The organism is Xanthomonas sp. NCPPB 4037 (genome assembly GCF_041475695.2).
Taxonomy (GTDB): Bacteria; Pseudomonadota; Gammaproteobacteria; order Xanthomonadales; family Xanthomonadaceae; genus Xanthomonas; species Xanthomonas campestris.
This window is the reverse complement of sequence record NZ_CM191261.1, coordinates 2,235,860-2,254,938: the sequence shown is the minus strand read 5'-3', so window position 1 is coordinate 2,254,938 and position 19,079 is coordinate 2,235,860. Positions and strand designations below refer to the sequence as shown.

General features: G+C 64.4%; 9 protein-coding genes and 1 other RNA gene. All 10 read left to right on the top strand.

The genetic code is table 11. From position 1 onward, the window contains the following. Positions 1 to 111: 111 nt before the first annotated feature. The gene (locus tag ACCQ01_RS10055) at positions 112 to 2,370 is read left to right on the top strand and encodes a methyl-accepting chemotaxis protein (protein WP_228433342.1); all 2,259 of its coding nucleotides are present in this window, start codon (positions 112 to 114) and stop codon (positions 2,368 to 2,370) included. A gap of 467 nt (positions 2,371 to 2,837) precedes the next feature. Next, positions 2,838 to 5,084: a methyl-accepting chemotaxis protein gene (locus ACCQ01_RS10050; RefSeq protein WP_228433344.1), complete on the top strand. Its 2,247-nt coding sequence runs from the start codon at positions 2,838 to 2,840 to the stop codon at positions 5,082 to 5,084. Positions 5,085 to 5,172: 88 nt separating this feature from the next. Continuing rightward, on the top strand, positions 5,173 to 7,647 hold the full coding sequence (locus tag ACCQ01_RS10045) for a methyl-accepting chemotaxis protein (RefSeq protein WP_228433346.1): 2,475 nt from the start codon (positions 5,173 to 5,175) through the stop codon (positions 7,645 to 7,647). Positions 7,648 to 8,400: 753 nt separating this feature from the next. Further along, positions 8,401 to 10,659 (top strand): methyl-accepting chemotaxis protein, encoded by a 2,259-nt coding sequence (locus tag ACCQ01_RS10040; protein WP_228433347.1) that lies wholly within the window; start codon positions 8,401 to 8,403, stop codon positions 10,657 to 10,659. 61 nt (positions 10,660 to 10,720) lie between these two features. Beyond that, positions 10,721 to 10,793, top strand: a non-coding RNA gene (locus tag ACCQ01_RS10035) — sX9 sRNA. A gap of 328 nt (positions 10,794 to 11,121) precedes the next feature. Further along, complete coding sequence (locus ACCQ01_RS10030) at positions 11,122 to 13,794, top strand: methyl-accepting chemotaxis protein (RefSeq protein ID WP_228433349.1); 2,673 nt, start codon at positions 11,122 to 11,124, stop codon at positions 13,792 to 13,794. Positions 13,795 to 14,517: 723 nt separating this feature from the next. Continuing rightward, positions 14,518 to 15,303, top strand: coding sequence for a flagellar brake protein (locus ACCQ01_RS10025; RefSeq protein ID WP_228433351.1), 786 nt, complete (start codon positions 14,518 to 14,520; stop codon positions 15,301 to 15,303). A gap of 121 nt (positions 15,304 to 15,424) precedes the next feature. Continuing rightward, positions 15,425 to 15,907 carry a chemotaxis protein CheW gene (locus ACCQ01_RS10020; RefSeq protein ID WP_046962576.1) on the top strand — a complete coding sequence of 161 codons (483 nt, stop codon included), beginning with the start codon at positions 15,425 to 15,427 and terminating at the stop codon, positions 15,905 to 15,907. 313 nt (positions 15,908 to 16,220) lie between these two features. Further along, on the top strand, positions 16,221 to 16,604 hold the full coding sequence (locus ACCQ01_RS10015) for a hypothetical protein (RefSeq protein WP_003486337.1): 384 nt from the start codon (positions 16,221 to 16,223) through the stop codon (positions 16,602 to 16,604). Between the two features lie 81 nt (positions 16,605 to 16,685). After that, the gene (locus tag ACCQ01_RS10010; RefSeq protein ID WP_228433353.1) at positions 16,686 to 19,061 is read left to right on the top strand and encodes a methyl-accepting chemotaxis protein; all 2,376 of its coding nucleotides are present in this window, start codon (positions 16,686 to 16,688) and stop codon (positions 19,059 to 19,061) included. Positions 19,062 to 19,079: the final 18 nt, after the last annotated feature.

Below are 19,079 nucleotides of genomic sequence, written 5' to 3'. Positions count from 1 at the left end.
CTGAAGCCCTCGCCGCTGCGATGGAGCGTTCAGGCACCGCGCGTAAAGAATCCAGGGCACGGGCCGTTAGCAACCAGGACATTGTCTCTGCGCAACACCCTGGAGTAAGGAATGAACAAGTTCAACGATTGGCCGATCCGCCGCAAACTGATGTTTGCCTTCTGCCTGAGCGCCGTGCTGACTGCCCTGCTGGGTGGACTCGGCTTTTCACGCATGAAGCAGATGCAGCAGGAAACCGACCTGATCAATCAGGACGTGGTGCCGGTGCTGAGCCGCCTGTCCGAGTTGCGTGGTTTCGCCGGCGAATTCCGCGTCTATGAAGTGGGCCAGTTCGTCAATCTGGAAGATCCGGAACGCTATGCGATGTTCTTCAAGCGCATGGACGAGATCCAGGCCAAATACGTCGAAACGCAAAAAGTCTTGGACACCAAGATCGGCGCCGCCTCGCCGTTGAAGGCCGAGTACGCCAAGCTTACCGATGCCAGCGCACGCTACTTCGCGGCCAACCAGCAGCTGCGCAAGCTCTATGCAGACCCAGACCGCGCCGCGGCGATGGAATTCTCGCGCAAGCAGTCCGGCGAGATCCGCAAGGAACTGTTTGCCTCGGTCGACAAGATGTACGCGCAGCAGTCCAAGGCACTCGGCGACATGGTCACCGCCAGCGCCGCATCGTTCAAGTTCACCAGTGCGGTACTGCTGCTCGGCACGCTGCTGATGGCCGCGCTGTCGGTCACCTTTGGCTGGCTGATCGCCCGCAGCATCACCACCCCGCTGTCCAAGGCGCTGGGCGCCATCCAGGCGGTCTCGCGCGGCGATCTGAGCGTGCAGGTCGGCAAGACCAGCAACGATGAAATCGGCCAGATGCTCGAGGCCACCGGCCGCATGACGCAGATGCTGCGCCGCTTCTCCGACGAAACCGCGCGCATGTCGCACCTGCATGCTGCCGAAGACATCACCCACCGCATGCCGGAAGATTTCCCCGGCGTGTACGGCACGCTGGCCGGCGGCATCAACACGATGATCTTCGAGCACCTGGACGCCATCATCGATTCGGTGCGCATCCTCAACCAGTACGCCCAGGGCGACCTCACCGAAGACGCGCGCCGCCTGCCCGGCAGCCGCGCCGTGCTGCACGAAGCCATGGACGCCGCCAAGGCCAGCCTGCTGTCGATCAACACCGAAATCAAACAGCTGGCACAGGCCGCCGCAGCCGGCGACTTCAGCGCACGTGGCGATGCCGCGCGCTTCAAGTACGACTTCGCGGTGATGGTGGCCGATCTGAATTCGATGATGGAAGTCAGCGATCGCAATCTGGGCAAGCTGTCGCAGCTGCTCGGCGCCGTGGCCGATGGCGACCTCACTGCGCGCATGGATGGTGAATTCCACGGCGTGTTCGCACGTCTGCGCGACGACGCCAACGCCACCGTGCAGCGCCTGACCGACATCGTCGGCCGCATCAAGCATTCCACGCTGACCATCAACACTGCCGCCAGCGAGATCGCCGCCGGTAACCAGGACCTGTCGCAGCGCACCGAGCAGCAGGCCGCCAACCTGGAAGAAACCGCTGCCTCGATGGAAGAGCTCACCTCCACCGTTAAGCAGAACGCCGAACACGCCCGCCAGGCCAATCAGCTGGCGATCGGTGCGGCCGATGTGGCGTCGCATGGCGGCAGCGTGGTCGGCCAGGTGGTCACCACCATGTCCGGCATCGAAACCTCGTCGAAGAAGATCGCCGAGATCATCAGCGTCATCGACGGCATCGCGTTCCAGACCAACATCCTGGCCTTGAATGCCGCGGTGGAAGCGGCGCGTGCCGGCGAACAGGGCCGCGGCTTTGCCGTGGTCGCCAGTGAAGTGCGCACGCTGGCACAGCGCTCGGCCGGTGCGGCCAAGGAGATCAAGGGCTTGATCGACGACTCGGTCAGCAAGGTGGCCGAAGGCTCGGCGCTGGTCCACCAGGCCGGCACCACCATGAGTGAAATTGTCTCTTCGGTGCAGCGCGTGACCGACATCATGAGCGAGATCTCCGCCGCCTCGCAGGAACAGTCGGCCGGCATCGAGCAGGTCAACCAGACCGTGACGCAGATGGACGAAGCCACGCAGCAAAACGCGGCGTTGGTGGAGGAAGCCACCGCTGCGGCACGTTCGATGGAAGACCAGGCACAGCAGCTCACCGAAGCGGTGGCGCTGTTCCGCCTGTCCACCGAACTCGAATCGGTGACGCGTGCGACGCCGGTGGTACGTGCGCAAGCCGCAGTGGCCCGCCCTGCTGCCAAGACCGCTGCCCCCGCCAAGCAGAGCAAGCCGGTGGTGCGTGCCGCGCCGCGGGCAGTGACGACCTCGAACGAATCGGATTGGGCGGAGTTCTAAGCGCCCCAGCCGCAACGTCGAGTGCTGACAAGACAAAGCCGCGTTTCTGATGGAAACGCGGCTTTTCTTTTGCACTGGTTTGCCGCATTCCTGCAGTGCGCAGCGTCATGGGACACGCGTGTTGAGCACTCTCCATCAAGCAAGCGCCTCAGGCGCCAGGCGTTACCAATGGTGGTTTGATCGTGCCGGCGGCAACGCGGCGCAATGACCTGCATGCGCTTGTCCAGCTCGCCAGAAACTGCATCGCAGCGCTTTCGGTCGCGATCGCTTGGTAACGCTTCCGGCGTAAGTTGCTATTCCTAAAGCAGTTTTAGCCTTCATGTGCATAACCGTAGTTATGCGTTTTTTAGCATGCAGGTATTCAGTTCTGGCAGGCGGAGGCCGCTACTGCACATAGCAGCGCGTGTCACGACCCAGCGGCCGCGCATGCAACGCCACCTTTCGCTTCGTCTCACGGGACCTTCGTCATGAATGCACTCCTGCAGCGTTACAACGTTGGCCCACGACTGGCCAGCGCATTTGCCATTTTGATCGTGCTCTCCGGCGTCATCGCCTTTATCGGTTACCGCGGCCTGAGTTCGGCGCGCGTGCTTGTCGACGATATCGTCAACTCGAACATGGCCAAGATTCGGCTCTCCAACGACATGGTGAATGCCAACTACGTCATCGCGATGCAGATGCGCAATATCGTGCTGCCTACCAGCGACGAAGAGAACGTCAAGTTCTTGGCCGCGTTCAAGCAGGCGCGCGCCGATTACGCCAAAGCGCGTGACACGCTCTACGCGATGCCGACCAACCCGCAGGGCCAGGCGATCCGCGACGAGATCGACCGCCGCCGCGCAGAGACCAAGGTGCTCAACGACAAGGTGGTCGAACTGAGCCTGGGCGGACATGCCGATGAAGGACTCGCTCTGTTGCTGACCAAGGCCGCACCGTCCCTGCAAAGCTGGCAAGACAAGATCAACGAGAACATCGCCCTGCAAGACAAGCTGGCGGCCGACGCGTCCGCCGGTGCGCTGCAGTCGATGGATGACTCGCGCAAGATGCTCGTCGCCGGTACCGTCCTGGTGGTACTGCTCAGTGGTGCGCTGGGCCTGTTGATCACCCGCAGCCTGACCCAGCCGCTGAGCCGAGCCACCCGCGCAGCCGAATCGATTGCCGGCGGCAAGCTCGATAACGATGTCGATACGCAAGCCACCGACGAAAGCGGGCGTCTACTCAAAGCAATGAGCAAGATGCAGGACCAGTTGCGCAGCCTGATCACCGCACAGACCGACATGGCCAAGCGCCATGACGATGGTCAGATCAGCTTCCGCATCGATGCCTCCGCATTCCCCGGCGACTACGGCCGCATGGCGCACGACACCAACAATCTGGTGGGCTCGCATATCGCGGTGAAGATGCGCCTGGCGCAGATCATGGGCCGCTATGCGATTGGTGATCTCAGCGAAGACATGGACAAGCTGCCCGGCGAAAAAGCCGTGCTCACCGAGACGATGGCGCAGGTCAAGGTCAACCTGTCTGCGATGAACCACGAAATCAAGCACCTGGCGCAGGCCGCCGCCAATGGCGACTTCAGCGCACGTGGCGATGCCGAGCGCTTCCAGTACGACTTCCGGGTGATGGTGGACAGCCTCAACACCTTGATGTCCACCGCCGATGGCAACCTGCAGTCGCTCTCCAGCCTGTTGCAGTCGATCGCTGCCGGCGACCTCACGGCACGCATGAGTGGCGAGTTCCGCGGCGTGTTCGCACAGATGCGCGATGACGCCAACGCCACCGCCACGCAGCTGGCCGAGATTGTCGGCAGCATCAAGACCTCGGCGGTGTCGATCAAGGGCGCGGCCAGCGAAATTGCCGCCGGCAACCAGGACCTGTCGCAGCGCACCGAACAGCAGGCCGCCAATCTGGAAGAAACCGCAGCTTCGATGGAAGAGCTCACCTCCACCGTCAAGCAAAACGCCGAAGGTGCGCGCCAGGCCAATCAGCTGGCCATTGGTGCGGCCAGCGTGGCTGTGCAGGGCGGCGAAGTGGTCAACAAGGTCGTCGAGACCATGTCCGGTATCGAAGCCTCGTCGAAGAAGATCGCCGACATCATCTCCGTCATCGACGGCATTGCCTTCCAGACCAACATCCTGGCGTTGAACGCTGCGGTGGAAGCGGCGCGTGCCGGCGAGCAAGGTCGCGGTTTTGCCGTGGTCGCCTCTGAAGTGCGCACGCTCGCGCAGCGCTCCTCGGGCGCCGCCAAGGAGATCAAGGACCTGATCGACGACTCGGTGCAGCGCGTGGCCGAAGGCTCCGCACTGGTGCACACCGCCGGCAAGACCATGGGCGAAGTGGTGGCCAGCGTGCAGCGCGTCACCGACATCATGGGCGAGATCTCTGCCGCCTCGCAGGAGCAGTCTGCCGGCATTGAGCAAGTGAACCAGACCATCACCCAGATGGACGAGACCACTCAACAAAACGCCGCGCTGGTGGAAGAAGCCACTGCCGCCGCGCGCTCGCTGGAAGAACAGGCCGTGCAGCTCACCGAAGCAGTGGCCGTGTTCAAGACCGACGCCGGCTATGTGGCTGCACCGCTGCCGCATGCGTCACGCCCGGCGGTCACCCCGGCGATCAAGGCGAAAGTGGCCGCTGCCAGCCGCACGCCGGCGTCCAAGCCGCGCGCCGTCGTCACCACTGCCAGCAACGAGGCCAGCTGGCAGGAATTCTGACTGAATGAAGCCAGCCGGCCTCCTGGCCGGCTGGCTCAAGGGCAACCGGGCGCCGCCGATACGCTGCGTACGCCTACGAGAATTCTTCATGACCACGTCGCCCGCGCTGTCGTCCAAGCCCGCTCTCTCACCCCCACGTCGCTGGACGCACCCATGGGACGACCTGGGCATCAGCCGCAAACTCGGCTTGATCGGGGTGCTGGCCCTGGTCGGTCTGGTCATCCCGGTAGTGCTGTATAGCGGCAAGCTCAATGAGAGCGTCGCCATCAGCAGCAACGAACTGCGCAGCTATGGCCCATTGGCCAGGATGCTCGGTCTGATCACCGACCTGCACGCAGAACATGTGGACAGCGGCGACGCCGCCACCGCGGCCGCAACACGCGCAGACAGCGATCTGCAGGCCCTGCTGACCACCACCGCCACGCTGGAAGGGTTCGAGCGCAGCCAGAAGGCACTCACCGCCTTGCAGCAGCAGCGCAGCGCCGGCAAGGATGCAGCGGCCTACACCGGCCTGAGCGAACACGCCTTCGCCGCACTGGATGCGATGCGCGATGACAGCCAGCTGGTTTACACCCCCTATATCGAGAGCTACCACTTGGTGGTGGCCACCCTGATCTACAGCCCGGACGCAACCGAGTCGCTGACCCGCCTGGATGCCGCCAGCGACCCGTCGCAGGCCGGCGAAAGCACCGCCATGCTGCGTGAGCAGCTGGGCCAGCTGCAACGCAACCATGCCCGTTTCCGCCATGAGCTGGAAAAGGCGATGGGCTTGCTGGAACAACCCGACCCCGCGCTGGCAGCCGCAGCGCAAGCCGAGGCAGCCCAGGCCAAGACTGCACTGGCCGCATTGAGCGCTGCCCTGGACGGCAAGGATGCCCAGGCCGATGTGCAATGGAATGCGGCACTGGATGCGGTGGGCCAGGCGCTGCAGCAACTCAGCAGCGTCTCGCTGCAGGCCTTGCAGCGGCAATCCGAGCGCCATCTTGAGGACGCCCGTAATGCGATGTGGCAAGCCATTGCCGGCTTGTCGTTGCTGGCCTTGCTGATCGCCGGCCTGTGCTGGTACACGCTCTCCGCCCTCACCCGCAACGTGCGGCGCGCCGCCGGCGTGGCTGCGCAGATTGCCCGCGGCCAGCTGGACGAATACATCGTGCCGCCCAGCCAGGATGAAACCGGCCAGCTGCTGGACAACATGCGCAAGATGCAGGAGCAACTGCAGCGCGTGCTGGCAGCGCAGTCGGAGATGGCGCAGCGCCACGACGCCGGCCAGATCAGCTACCGCATGGACGCCGACAGCTTCCCCGGCGACTACGGCACCATGGTGCGCGACACCAACGCCTTGGTCGGCTCGCATATCGCAGTGAAGATGCAGCTGGCGCAGATCATGTCGCGCTATGCCATCGGCGATTTGAGCCAGGACATGCAGCGTTTGCCCGGCGAAAAGGCCGTGCTCACCGACACCATGGACACGGTGAAGGCCAACCTCTCGGCGATGAATTCTGAAATCAAATTGCTGGCGCAGGCCGCGGCAAATGGCGACTTCAGCGTGCGTGGCGATGCACAGCGCTTCCAGTACGACTTCCGCGCCATGGTGGAGAGCCTCAACACCTTGATGGCCACTGCCGACGGCAACCTGGAAGCCTTGTCCGCCGTGTTGCGGGCCATCGCCGCCGGCGACCTCACCACGCGCATGCAGGGCGAGTTCCATGGCGTGTTTGCACGCATGCGTGACGACGCCAATGCCACGGTGAGCCAGCTGGCCGATATCGTGGGCCGCATCCAGCGCTCCACCGACACCATCAACGATGCCGCCAGCGAAATTGCCTCAGGCAATCAGGATCTGTCGCAGCGCACCGAGCAGCAGGCCGCCAACCTGGAAGAAACCGCCGCGTCCATGGAGGAACTCACTTCCACCGTGCGCAACAATGCCGACCACGCGCGTCACGCCAATCAGCTGGTGCTGGGCGCGGCGCAGGTGGCGTCGCAAGGTGGCGAGGTGGTGAGCCAGGTGGTCGGCACCATGGCCGGCATCCAGGCAGCGTCGAAGAAGATCGCCGACATCATCTCGGTGATCGACGGCATCGCGTTCCAGACCAATATCCTGGCCTTGAACGCCGCGGTGGAAGCCGCGCGTGCCGGCGAACAGGGCCGCGGCTTTGCCGTGGTCGCCAGTGAAGTGCGCACGCTGGCGCAACGCTCGGCCGGTGCGGCGAAGGAGATCAAGCAGCTGATCGAAGATTCGGTGCAGCGTGTCGAACACGGCAACCAGTTGGTGGGCCAGGCCGGCCAGACCATGCAGGAGATCGTCAGCTCGGTGCAGCGCGTGACCGACATCATGGGCGAGATCTCCGCTGCTTCGCAGCAGCAGTCGCAGGGTATCGAGCAGGTGGGCCAGACCATCACCCAGATGGACCAGGCCACCCAGCAGAACGCCGCGCTGGTGGAAGAAGCCACCGCCGCCGCCCGCGCGATGGAAGAACAGGCCCAGCAGCTGCGCGATGCGGTTTCGGTGTTCCGGCTGCAGGCCGCAACGGCACGGCCGGCGCTGGGGCGCGCGGCCTGAGCCACGCTGCCGGCGCTTGCAAAGCGATTGCTGGCAGTTGCTTCCTCCCGATGACCGGCGATCCAGCCGAATCACCCTCAGAATCGGCCCGGCCTGCAGCAAGGCCGGGCCGCTTGCGTTAAAGCACAACGCGCAGCACAGCGCTGGCGCGATCGCATCAAGCCGGCTGCGCAGGGCAAGCCTTGCTTGGTCTGAGGCGCACTTCGGATCGTTTGCACAGACGCCAAGCACGCCAACACGCATGCCGCCCCTGCCCTCGCAACATTGGCACTGCAGTTCCTAACGGCGTATGCCGCAACAGCTGCGGTTGCAGCAGCACCGTTACAGGTACGGCTACGCGACATGCACACGCCACCGCGTGCGCATCGGCAGTGCACCCGCACAAGCCTCATGACGCCGCCCCTTGCCCAAGCAGCCGCACTCAAACCGTGATGCGCGTCGTGAGCACTGCGTGCACGGCCATTGCAGCGCTCACCCCTGAAAACGCCTGAAAACACGGCATTTCGGCACGTATCTACACACGCCGCTCACCTCCGTGACGCTGAACCATATGGAAACGGGCACGACTGTTCAGTGCTCAAGCGCAGCGCCGTTACCGGACACAAGCAAACGCGCACCGGCGCGGCAAGACGTGCACACCGCGCGCTCCTGCCCCGGCCGCCACGTCTGCCCAGCTCCGGACAGCCGCGCCTCCCCTGCGCGTGCCTGGCCAGGGCGCTACCGCCCTCCCATGCCACCTGCTTGAGACCCGAAATGATCGCTTTCCTTCAACGCTACAACGTGGGCACGCGCCTGAGCTTTGCCTTCGGCACACTGATCCTGTTGTCCTGCGCCCTGGTGGCTGCGGGCCTCTACACGCTAGCGCAGGCACGCGAACGGTTGGACACCGTGGTCAACCGCAACATCACGATCATGCAGCACCTGCAGGACATGACCGACGACACCTCGGTGATTGCCGTGCAGTTGCGCAACCTGGTACTGCCCACTTCGCAGGAAGACAATCTGCGCTTTGCGGCCTTGATCCAGGACAAGTCCAAGGCCTATGAGCAGACCCGCCAGACCCTGTACGTATTCTCGGCATCGCCGGAAGCCCAGGCGATCCGCGACAAGATCGATACCGCCAGCGCCGCAGCCGTCAAAGCCAATGCGCAGGTCACCGAGCTGGGGCTGGCGTCAAAGGCAGACGAAGCGCTGACCACCCTGATGCAGCAAGCCGCCCCGGCCACCGAAGCGTGGCAGAGCGCCCTGGCCGAGTATTCGGCACTGCAGCGCAAGCGCGCCAAGACCGCCTATGAAGACGCCACCGCCGCAATGGCACGTGGCCGCGCGATGTTGATCGGCGGCGGCATTGCCGTGCTGTTGTTCAGTGGCTTGCTCGGCTGGATGATCACCCGCAGCCTGGTGCGCCCGCTCAGCCAGGCCACGCTGGCCGCCGAGGCGATCGCCAACGGGTCGCTCGACAACGATGTGCGCAGCACCGCCAACGATGAAACCGGCCGCCTATTGCACGCCATGGACCGCATGCAGAGCCAGGTGCGCAACCTCATCACCGCACAGCTCAACATGGCCAAGCGCCACGAAGAAGGCCAGATCAGCTTCCGCATGGATGCCGCCGCATTCCCCGGTGACTTCGGCCGCATGGCCAGCGATACCAACGAACTGGTGGCCAGCCACATCAAGGTGAAGATGCAGACCATCCACCTGGTGGAGCGCTACGCCATCGGCGACCTGAGCGAAGACATGCCGCGCCTGCCCGGCGAAAAGGCCGCCATCACCGCGGCGATGGATCAGGTCAAGACCAACCTGTCCACCATGAACCAGCAGATCAAGCACCTGGCGCAGGCCGCGGCCAGCGGCGACTTCACCGCACGCGGCGATGCCGACAAGTTCCAGTTCGACTTCCGCCTGATGGTGCAGAGCCTCAACACCTTGATGTCCACTGCCGACGGCAACCTGCAATCGCTGTCCAGCCTGTTGCAGTCGATCGCCGCCGGCGACCTCACCGCACGCATGACCGGCCAGTACCAGGGCGTGTTCGCACAGATGCGCGACGACGCCAATGCCACCGCCGAACAGCTGGCCAGCATCGTCGGCCGCATCCAGCATGCCGCCGACGCAATCGGCCTGGCCTCCAGCGAAATCGCCTCGGGCAACCAGGACCTGTCGCAGCGCACCGAGCAGCAGGCCGCCAATCTGGAAGAAACCGCCGCCTCCATGGAAGAACTCACCTCCACGGTGAAGCAGAACGCCGAGCACGCCAGCCAGGCCAATCAGCTCGCCATCGGCGCCGCGGCCGTGGCCTCGCAAGGTGGCGAAGTCGTCGCCAAGGTGGTCACCACCATGGCCGACATCCAGGGCTCTTCGAAGAAGATTGCCGAGATCATCAGCGTCATCGACGGCATCGCCTTCCAGACCAACATCCTGGCCTTGAATGCAGCGGTGGAAGCGGCGCGCGCCGGCGAACAAGGCCGCGGGTTTGCGGTGGTGGCTTCTGAAGTGCGCACCCTCGCCCAGCGTTCGGCCGGTGCGGCCAAGGAGATCAAGCACCTCATCGATGATTCGGTGGGCAAGGTCACCCAGGGCGCGGCACTGGTCGATCAGGCCGGCACCACCATGGCCGATATCGTGGCCAGCGTGCAGCGCGTGACCAACATCATGGGCGAGATTTCCTCTGCCTCGCAGGAGCAGTATTCGGGCATCGAGCAGGTCAACCAGACCGTGACCCAGATGGACGAAACCACGCAGCAGAACGCCGCGCTGGTGGAAGAAGCCACCGCCGCCGCCCGCGCGATGGAAGAACAGGCCCAGCAGCTCACCGAAACGGTGGCCGTGTTCAAGCTCGCCGCACAGGCACCGGTGGCACGCCAGCTCTCGGCCATTGCCAGTGCACCAGGCAATGCCCGCTCCGCCGCACGCCCGGCCACGCGTACCACTGCGGCAGCTGCAGCGCCGCGCCCGGTGCGCACCGCACCTGCCACCACTGCCGATCAGTCCGACTGGCAAGAGTTCTAAGAGCAGCCATCAAAACGACTGCGCGGCCGTCAGGCGGGCGCGACCAGTGATCGGAATCGATATGTACTGCGGTGCTCCGGTTCCTCCGCGTCGGCCGTAACCACCTGACGGCTGCTGGCTACGCTTTGTTAGCCGCTGTAAACCCAGCGCGTCATCCGTGTTGTACCGGTCTGCTCCAGCGGCCCGGCCAGGCCGCTTCCCGCGAGGGAGGCGGCTTTTTTTGTGGCAAAAACGACGGATGCAGGCACACGCCACGGACATGTCTTTAAGCGAAATCAGGCCTGCCAACGCGCCAGGACATCCATGCGCGGCGTCACAGACCAGCCAGACCGGGTCGCGACACTGTGACCGAGCACAACAATTGTGCTGAATTCTTCATAGTTCATATCAATTTCTTCCAAAGGCAGCCGCTATCAGTTTCACACATTCGTAACGCCCCTCCCCCGGGCAAGGTCGAGACCTATGCATTCCTTCCACCGACTTTCCGTCGGAACCCGCTTGTCCGCGTTACTGACGCTGGTCATTGCCCTCTCGCTTGGCGCCCTGGCGCTGATGATCTATCGCCAATCCGCCAGCGACATCGAATCGCAGGTCAAGGCCGAGCTGCTGTCCAGTACGCGACTGATGAACCAGTCGGTCGGCATGTACGACGTGACCCTGACCGAAGGCACCCAGCGCCTGGGCAGCGTGTTCGACGACATGCTCGGCAGCGGGGCGCGCCAGCTCGACACCACCACCACGGTGAAGATCGGCGACCAGGACACCCCGACCCTGCGCACCGGCACGCAGGCGCAGAACCTCAATTTCACCGCAGTGGACCGCTTTGCGCAGGCCACCGGCGGCGTCGCCACCATCTTCGCGCGCACCGGCGACGACTTCGTGCGCATCACCACCTCGCTGCGCAACAAGCAGAACGAGCGCGTGATCGGCACCCTGCTCGACCGCAAGGGCAAGGCTTACGCCGCGCTAGCCGAAGGCAAGGCCTTCACCGGCCAGGCGCAGTTGTTTGGCGACCAGTACATGACCCACTACCAGCCGCTGCGCAATGCCGCCGGCGAAGTGATCGGCGCGCTGTTTGTCGGCCGCAACTACACCCAGGGCCTGGCCGCACTGAAGGCGCAGGTCAGCACCACCAAACTGGGCCAGGACGGCTATTTCGTCATCGTCGACATGGCCCCCGGCGAGCACCAGGGCCAGGTCATCGCCGCACCGGCCGGCACACCGGCCACGCTGGCGGCACTGGTACCGGCCGAACAACAGGCCCAGCTGCAGTCGGTGCTGGACAGCAAACTGACCAGCACCACGCTGCAATTGCGCGACGCCAAAGGCGCCAGCCAGGCCTACGAGGTCACCGCGCAGCGCTACACGCCGTGGCAGTGGGCGGTGATCGGCACCCAGCCGCGCACGGCGATTGACGGCCCGCTGGATGCATTGATGGGCAACATGCTGCTGCTCTCGCTGGTGGTGCTGGTGCTGTGCATCGCGGTGGTGTTCGTGGCCGCGCGCAAGATGGTCACCCGCCCGCTGCTCGCCGTGGAGCGCGTGCTGGGCGACGTGGCCGCCGGCCGTCTGGACAGCACCATCGAGGTCGATCGCCAGGACGAACTGGGCCGCCTGCTGCTCAGCGCCCGCACCATGCGCGACGACCTGCGTGCGCGCCTGGAGCGCGACCAGTTGATCGCCAACGAAGCGTTGCGCATCCGCGTGGCGCTCGACGATGTCACCACCAATGTCATGATTGCCGATGCGGATCGCCGCATCGTCTATGTCAACCGCCCCCTGCAGCGCATGCTCAAGAATGCCAAGGACGACCTGCGTCGTGACCTGCCGCACTTCGATGCAGACGCATTGATCGATGCCAGCATCGATCAGTTCCATCGCAAACCCGAGCATCAGGCGCGCATGCTGGATCAGCTCACCAGCACGCATACCGCACAGATCGTGGTCGGTGGCCGCACCATGCGCCTGATCGTCAATCCGGTCGTCAGCCCCGCCGGCGAACGCATGGGCTTCGTGGTCGAGTGGGCCGACCGCACCCAGGAAGTGCAGGTCGAAGAAGAAGTCGCACGGATCGTGCAGGCTGCCGCCGCTGGCGATCTGAGTGGCCGGGTCGGCACCGCCGGCAAGCAGGGCTTTTTGCTGCAGCTCGCGCAGCAGCTCAACATGTTGCTGGACAACAACGCCGATGGCCTGTCGCGGGTCTCCGCACTGCTGTCGTCGCTGTCGCAGGGCGACCTCACCGCACGCATGGATGGCGATCTGCAAGGCGTGTTCGCCACCATCCGCGACGATGCCAACGCCACCGCCGACCAGCTGGCCGGCATCGTGCGCCGCATCAAGGACTCCTCGCTGGCAATCAACTCGGCCGCCACCGAGATCGCCACCGGCAATAGCGACCTCTCGCGCCGCACCGAACAGCAGGCCGCCGCGCTGGAAGAAACCGCCGCCTCCATGGAAGAGCTCACCGCCACCGTCAAGCAGAACGCCGACAACGCCGACCAGGCCAACCGCCTGGTGTTGAACGCCGCCGGCGTGGCCGCGCAAGGCGGCGATGTGGTCGGCCGCGTGGTCACCACCATGGCCGACATCGACGCCTCGTCCAAGAAGATCGCCGAGATCATCAGCGTCATCGACGGCATTGCGTTCCAGACCAACATCCTGGCCTTGAACGCCGCGGTGGAAGCCGCGCGTGCTGGCGAACAGGGCCGCGGCTTTGCGGTGGTCGCCTCCGAAGTGCGCACCCTCGCCCAGCGTTCGGCCGGCGCCGCCAAGGAGATCAAACACCTCATCGAGGATTCGGTGGCGCGCATCGGCAACGGCGCCGCGCTGGCCTCGGAAGCTGGCAGCACCATGCAGCAGGTGGTCAGCAGCGTGCAGCGCGTGACCGACATCATGGGCGAGATCACCAGCGCCTCGCGCGAGCAGGCCGCCGGCATCACCCAGGTCAACCAGACCGTCACCCAGATGGACGAAACCACCCAGCAGAACGCCGCACTGGTGGAAGAAGCCACCGCTGCTGCCCGCTCGATGGAAGAGCAGGCCGCGCAATTGGTGGACGCGGTGGCCGTGTTCCGGCTCGAACAGGAAGACCGCCTGAGCACGCTGCTAGCCAACGCCCGCCACGCCTATCACTGAGACGTGCTTACAGCGTGTCCCGCGAGGGTTGACTGGCAAGAGCCGCGCCACACACTTGCAGCGTCGAGTGCGCGGTGCCCTCGCCGCTCGCGGGACACGCCATTAACCCGTCCATGGGGGCTCGATGGCGGCATCCATGCCGCCAACGGTCCCGCAATCGGCGAGGACACCGCACCAGATAGTTCGCTGGTGGTGTGTTGAAGAGCGAGCAAACCGGGCGGCACAGTTGCCAACTGCTCTGCTCAGCCTCTGCGCACCGACCATCTCGACTGGTCCTTGCCCGCTCACCGTCGCAGGACCCTTGGCGGCATGGATGCCGCCACGGAGCTTACAGGGACGTACTTGCAGCGTGTCCTGCGATGGTGGGCGGGCAAGGGCCCTGCAGCACACTTGCAGCGTCGAATGCGCGATGCCCTCACCGCTCGCGGGACACGCAGTGAACCCATCCATGGGGACCGATGGCGGCATCCATGCCGCCATCGGTCCCCGCCCACCGCACCAGGCAGGTGGCTAGTTGCCTTGCCGAAGAACCAACACATCGCGCCAGAACCGTGCTGGTTGCTGCGTTGAGAGCTCCGCGCATCGACCATCGCGACTGATCCTTACCAGCGACAGGCAGACGCGTTTGTCGGCGGCGCTTAAAGATTTCGCTTTGCCGCCGATATCAAGGCGACGCCGGGACAACCCTCCGGGCGTCTTCCCGCTACCACTGTGCTTGTGCCCATGTCCGAAGGCGATACCTCAGAGCTCGACCACGACGCCGATCACCTCGCCGAAGGTGACGAGCGCTATCTGCTGCGCAACAAGCGGCAGATCCGTGGCCTGCTGCAACAACTGATCGACCAGCGTGCTGTGGTGACCATGCATGTGGCCGGCCGCGACATGGCCGTGCCCACCGCCGTGCTGGAAGTGGACGAAGACGACGACTGCGTGATCCTGGACGGCAGCCACAACGACACCTCCAACCGCGCCATCGAAGATGCCAAGTACCTGCTCTGCTATGCGCAGCTGGAGCGGGTCAACGTACGCTTCCGGCTGGAGAAGGCCGAGCGCATCGAACGCGACATCCATGTCGCCTTCCGCGCCGACCTGCCCGAAGCGATGTACCACATGCAACGCCGCGAGTCGTACCGGCTGGAAACGCCGATCACCGACTCGCCGGTCTGCATCATCCGCCAGGACGAAGCCGAGGGCGGCAATCTCAACCTGCAGCTGCGCGTGATCGATATCAGCAGCGGCGGCCTGGCGGTCTCGCTCACTGCCGGCATGCCCTTGCTGGAACCGCAGCGCACCTACCGCAACTGCACCCTGCAGCTGCCAGACACCGCGCCGATTTCGCTGCCGCTCACCGTCTGCAGCCAGCACAAACAGACCCTGCCCAACGGCAGCGAAGGCTTCCGCGTGGGCATGCAATTCAGCGACCTGCCGCGTGGCGCCGACGAAACCATCCAGCGCTACATCTTCCGGGTCGACCGCCAACGCAATGCGCGCAAGAGCGGCGTGTTCTGAACCCGACCATACCACGGCAGCCACGCACCTAAAGTTGCGTAGCGCCGCGCCGATGTTGCTATGGCAGCCTCTTCAACCCAGTGCCGCAACCTGACACTCAGCCGAAACGCCCGGAGTTTCCATGAACGACAAAAGCACTGCCACCGGCACCGGTGGTGAATTCCTCAGCTTCGCCCTGGGCGAAGAACACTACGGCGTGGACATCCTGAAAGTGCAGGAAATCCGCGGCTACGATTCGGTCACCCGCCTGCCCGACGCGCCCGACTACATCAAGGGTGTGATCAACCTGCGCGGCACCATCGTGCCGGTGATCGACCTGCGCCTGAAGCTGCGCCTGAAAGAAGCGCGCTACGACGCCTTCACCGTGATGATCGTGCTCAACGTCGAAGACCGCGTGGTCGGCATCGTGGTGGACAGCGTCTCGGACGTGATCCCGCTCAACGACGACCAGATCCGCCCCACCCCCGAATTCGGCGCCTCGGTCGACACCCGCTTCATCTCGGGCATCGGCACCCAGGACGATCGCATGCTGATCCTGCTGGATATCGAGACCTTGCTGGACAGCACCGAGCTCGGTCAGCAGCTGACCGAAGAAGCCGCCTGATTCAGGGTGGTTGCGTGCGGCGACCGGCGGTCGTCAGAGGGATGCGGTGATCGGCAGGCGCGGCGATGCAACAGGTATGCATCGCCGCGCCTGTGTCTCCGGCAGCCTTCTGACGGCCGCAGTGATTTATGCCCTAAACGCATACCACCATCCGGTGTCAGGAGCTTCCCGACACGCGGCGCACCGCTAAAGCGAAGTGCGATCCGCTTCACGTTTTTTGGATTCAAGTTGAACCCCGGATAGCCGATAGCTGAATAGAAGCCCGCGTTCATAAGCGGGTCACCGTTCGACTTTCGATTCTGGAGAATCCCCAATGAAGTTCCTGCTCTCGCTCCTCCCCGTCGCTGCTCTCGTGATCGTTGCTCCCACGCTGTCGGCCCAGTCGCAGGAAATGATTCCGCCGGAGATGGCCACCCGCTTCGTCGGCAAGGACGGCATGGTCTGCGGCAAGGTCGAAAAGGCCAAGTACGCGCAGAGCTCGGAGGGTGAGCCCACCTTCCTGTACATGGGCGGCATGTTCCCGCGCCATACCTTCTCGGCCCGTATCGACGGCGCCAACCGCGGCAAGTTCAGCTTTGCCCCGGAAACCCTGGAAGGCAAGGACGTCTGCGTTCTGGGCAAGATCCAGCGCGACAGCTCGCGCGCCGAAATCGAAGTCAGCTCCCCGGCCAGCCTGAAGCTCGCCACCATCAAGTAATCGCATCGCACATCGCCACGCCCATGCGTGGCGATGTGCTGTCTGGATTATGCGGACTGACTTTTATGGGGAATCGTGTCAATGCAATGGATCAATAATCTGAAATTGATGCCGCGGCTGATGCTGGCGTTCGGCATCGTGCTGCTGATCATGCTGGTGCAGGGGATCATCGCGTACTCGGGGCTGGCATCGCTCAACAACGTGACCCGCGACCTGGCCGGCAACACCATGTCCAGCGTGCGCGAAGCCGGCGATCTGCGCGGCATGCTGGGCGAATACCGGAATGCGTCTTATCAAAATCTGGTGCGCGCCAGCGATACGGTCAAGCAGGAAGCCAAGGTCCGCGCCAAGAAGCTGCACGGCGAAATCGAGGCCACGATCAAGGGCTACCCCCGCCTGATCGAAAGTCCGCAGCAGAAAAAACTCTTCGAGGTGTTCGTCGCCGACTGGAAAAAGGCCTCGGCCTCGTACGCCAGCGTCGATGAAATGATCGAGCTGAACCTTCCCGACGATGCCATCGACACCTTTGTCGGCGAGACCCGCACCCTGCACAACAAGGCCAAGGATTCGCTGGCTGCGTTGATCGCCGAAGACAACCTGCTGGCGCAGGCAGCCAAGACCAAGGCCGAAAAGGTCCACGCAACTTCGGTCAGCCTGACCCTGATGGTGTTGTTGATCGGCATCGCCGGCGGCCTGGGCCTGGCGTTCCTGTTCGCTCGCTCCATCGTGCGCAGCATGCGCGGCGCCGTAAGCACCGCCACCGAGATCGCCGGCGGCAAGCTGGATGGTCAGATCAACGTGCAGGGCCAGGACGAAGTGGGCGAACTGATGCGCTCGATGCAGCGCATGCAGCGCGACCTGAAGGAGCGCATCGAACGCGATCAGAAGATTGCCGACGAGAACCTGCGCATCCGCACCGCACTGGACAAGTCGTCCACCGGCACCTTCATCACCGATCCCGACCGCGTGATGATCTACGCCAACGACGCCTTCAAGAAGATCGTGACGCAGTACGAAAGCAGCATCCGTCTGGCATCGCCCGAGTTCGATGCGAGCAAGGTCATCGGCCAGCACATCAGCTACCTGGGCCTGTCGGATGCGACCGTGCGCAAGGCCATCGCTGCGCTGGAACGCGACGGCGTCACCAGCTTCGAGGAGCGCTTCGGCGAAGTCGTGCTGGCGCAGACCGTCACCGGCATCAAGAACGAGCAAGGCGAAACCACCGGCGAAGTCTGCGAATGGCGCGACCGCACCATCGAAGTCCAGGTCGAAGAAGAAGTCGCCCGCATCGTGCGCGCCGCCGCCAGTGGCGACATGAGCGGCCGCGTCGACACCGACGGCAAGCAGGGCTTCTTCCTGCAGCTGGCGCAGCAGCTCAACGGCTTGCTGGATGCCAACGCCGGCAGCCTGGAGCAGATCTCCGCGTTGTTGTCTGCGTTGTCGCGCGGCGATCTGACCGTGCGCATGCACGGGCAGTTCAGCGGCGTGTTCGCGCAGATGCGTGACGATGCCAATGCCACCGCCGAGCAGCTGGCCGACATCGTCGGCCGCATCAAGCTCTCTTCCAGCGCAATCAACTCGGCAGCCGGCGAAATCGCCTCGGGCAACAGCGACCTGTCGCACCGCACCGAACAGCAGGCCGCCAACCTGGAAGAAACCGCCGCCTCGATGGAAGAGCTCACCTCCACCGTCAAGCAGAACGCCGAAAGTGCACGTCAGGCCAATCAACTGGCTATCGGCGCGACCGGTGTGGCCTCGCAGGGCGGCGAAGTGGTGTCGCAGGTGGTCACCACCATGTCCGGCATCGAAGCCTCGTCCAAGAAGATCGCAGACATCATCTCGGTCATCGATGGCATTGCGTTCCAGACGAACATCCTGGCGCTGAACGCGGCGGTGGAAGCGGCACGTGCCGGCGAACAGGGTCGCGGCTTCGCCGTGGTTGCCTCGGAAGTGCGCACGCTGGCACAACGCTCGGCCGGTGCGGCCAAGGAGATCAAGGGCCTGATCGACGACTCCGTGCACAAGGTGGCCGAAGGTTCGGCGCTGGTGCGCAAGGCCGGTGCGACCATGGCCGAGATCGTGGCCAGCGTGCAGCGCGTCACCGACATCATGGGCGAGATCTCCGCTGCCTCGCAGGAGCAGTCGGCCGGCATCGAGCAGGTCAACCAGACCATCACCCAGATGGACGAAACCACCCAGCAGAACGCTGCGCTGGTGGAAGAAGCCACCGCCGCCGCCCGCTCGATGGAAGAGCAGGCCGGTCATCTGGCCGAGGCGGTGTCGGTGTTCAAGCTGGACGAGTCGGCCGCGGTTGCGCAAGCACGTGTCCGCCCGGTCGCCTCGCGCCCGGTTGCGGTCAAGACCGCGGCCAAGCCAGCCGTGCGTGCGGCCGCAGCGCCAGCGCGCACTGCCAAGCCACAGGCCGCACTGGCCGACGGTAACTGGCAAGAGTTCTAAGACCTCACCGCTGTCGCC

What these genes read in the sequence shown, in the direction of transcription:
- ACCQ01_RS10055 (WP_228433342.1), top strand. Translation starts at nt 112, where the DNA reads ATGAACAAGTTCAACGATTGGCCGATCCGCCGCAAACTGATGTTTGCC.
- ACCQ01_RS10030 (WP_228433349.1), top strand. Translation starts at nt 11,122, where the DNA reads ATGCATTCCTTCCACCGACTTTCCGTCGGAACCCGCTTGTCCGCGTTA.
- ACCQ01_RS10015 (WP_003486337.1), top strand. Translation starts at nt 16,221, where the DNA reads ATGAAGTTCCTGCTCTCGCTCCTCCCCGTCGCTGCTCTCGTGATCGTT.
- ACCQ01_RS10010 (WP_228433353.1), top strand. Translation starts at nt 16,686, where the DNA reads ATGCAATGGATCAATAATCTGAAATTGATGCCGCGGCTGATGCTGGCG.
- ACCQ01_RS10025 (WP_228433351.1), top strand. Translation starts at nt 14,518, where the DNA reads ATGTCCGAAGGCGATACCTCAGAGCTCGACCACGACGCCGATCACCTC.
- ACCQ01_RS10045 (WP_228433346.1), top strand. Translation starts at nt 5,173, where the DNA reads ATGACCACGTCGCCCGCGCTGTCGTCCAAGCCCGCTCTCTCACCCCCA.
- ACCQ01_RS10020 (WP_046962576.1), top strand. Translation starts at nt 15,425, where the DNA reads ATGAACGACAAAAGCACTGCCACCGGCACCGGTGGTGAATTCCTCAGC.
- ACCQ01_RS10050 (WP_228433344.1), top strand. Translation starts at nt 2,838, where the DNA reads ATGAATGCACTCCTGCAGCGTTACAACGTTGGCCCACGACTGGCCAGC.
- ACCQ01_RS10040 (WP_228433347.1), top strand. Translation starts at nt 8,401, where the DNA reads ATGATCGCTTTCCTTCAACGCTACAACGTGGGCACGCGCCTGAGCTTT.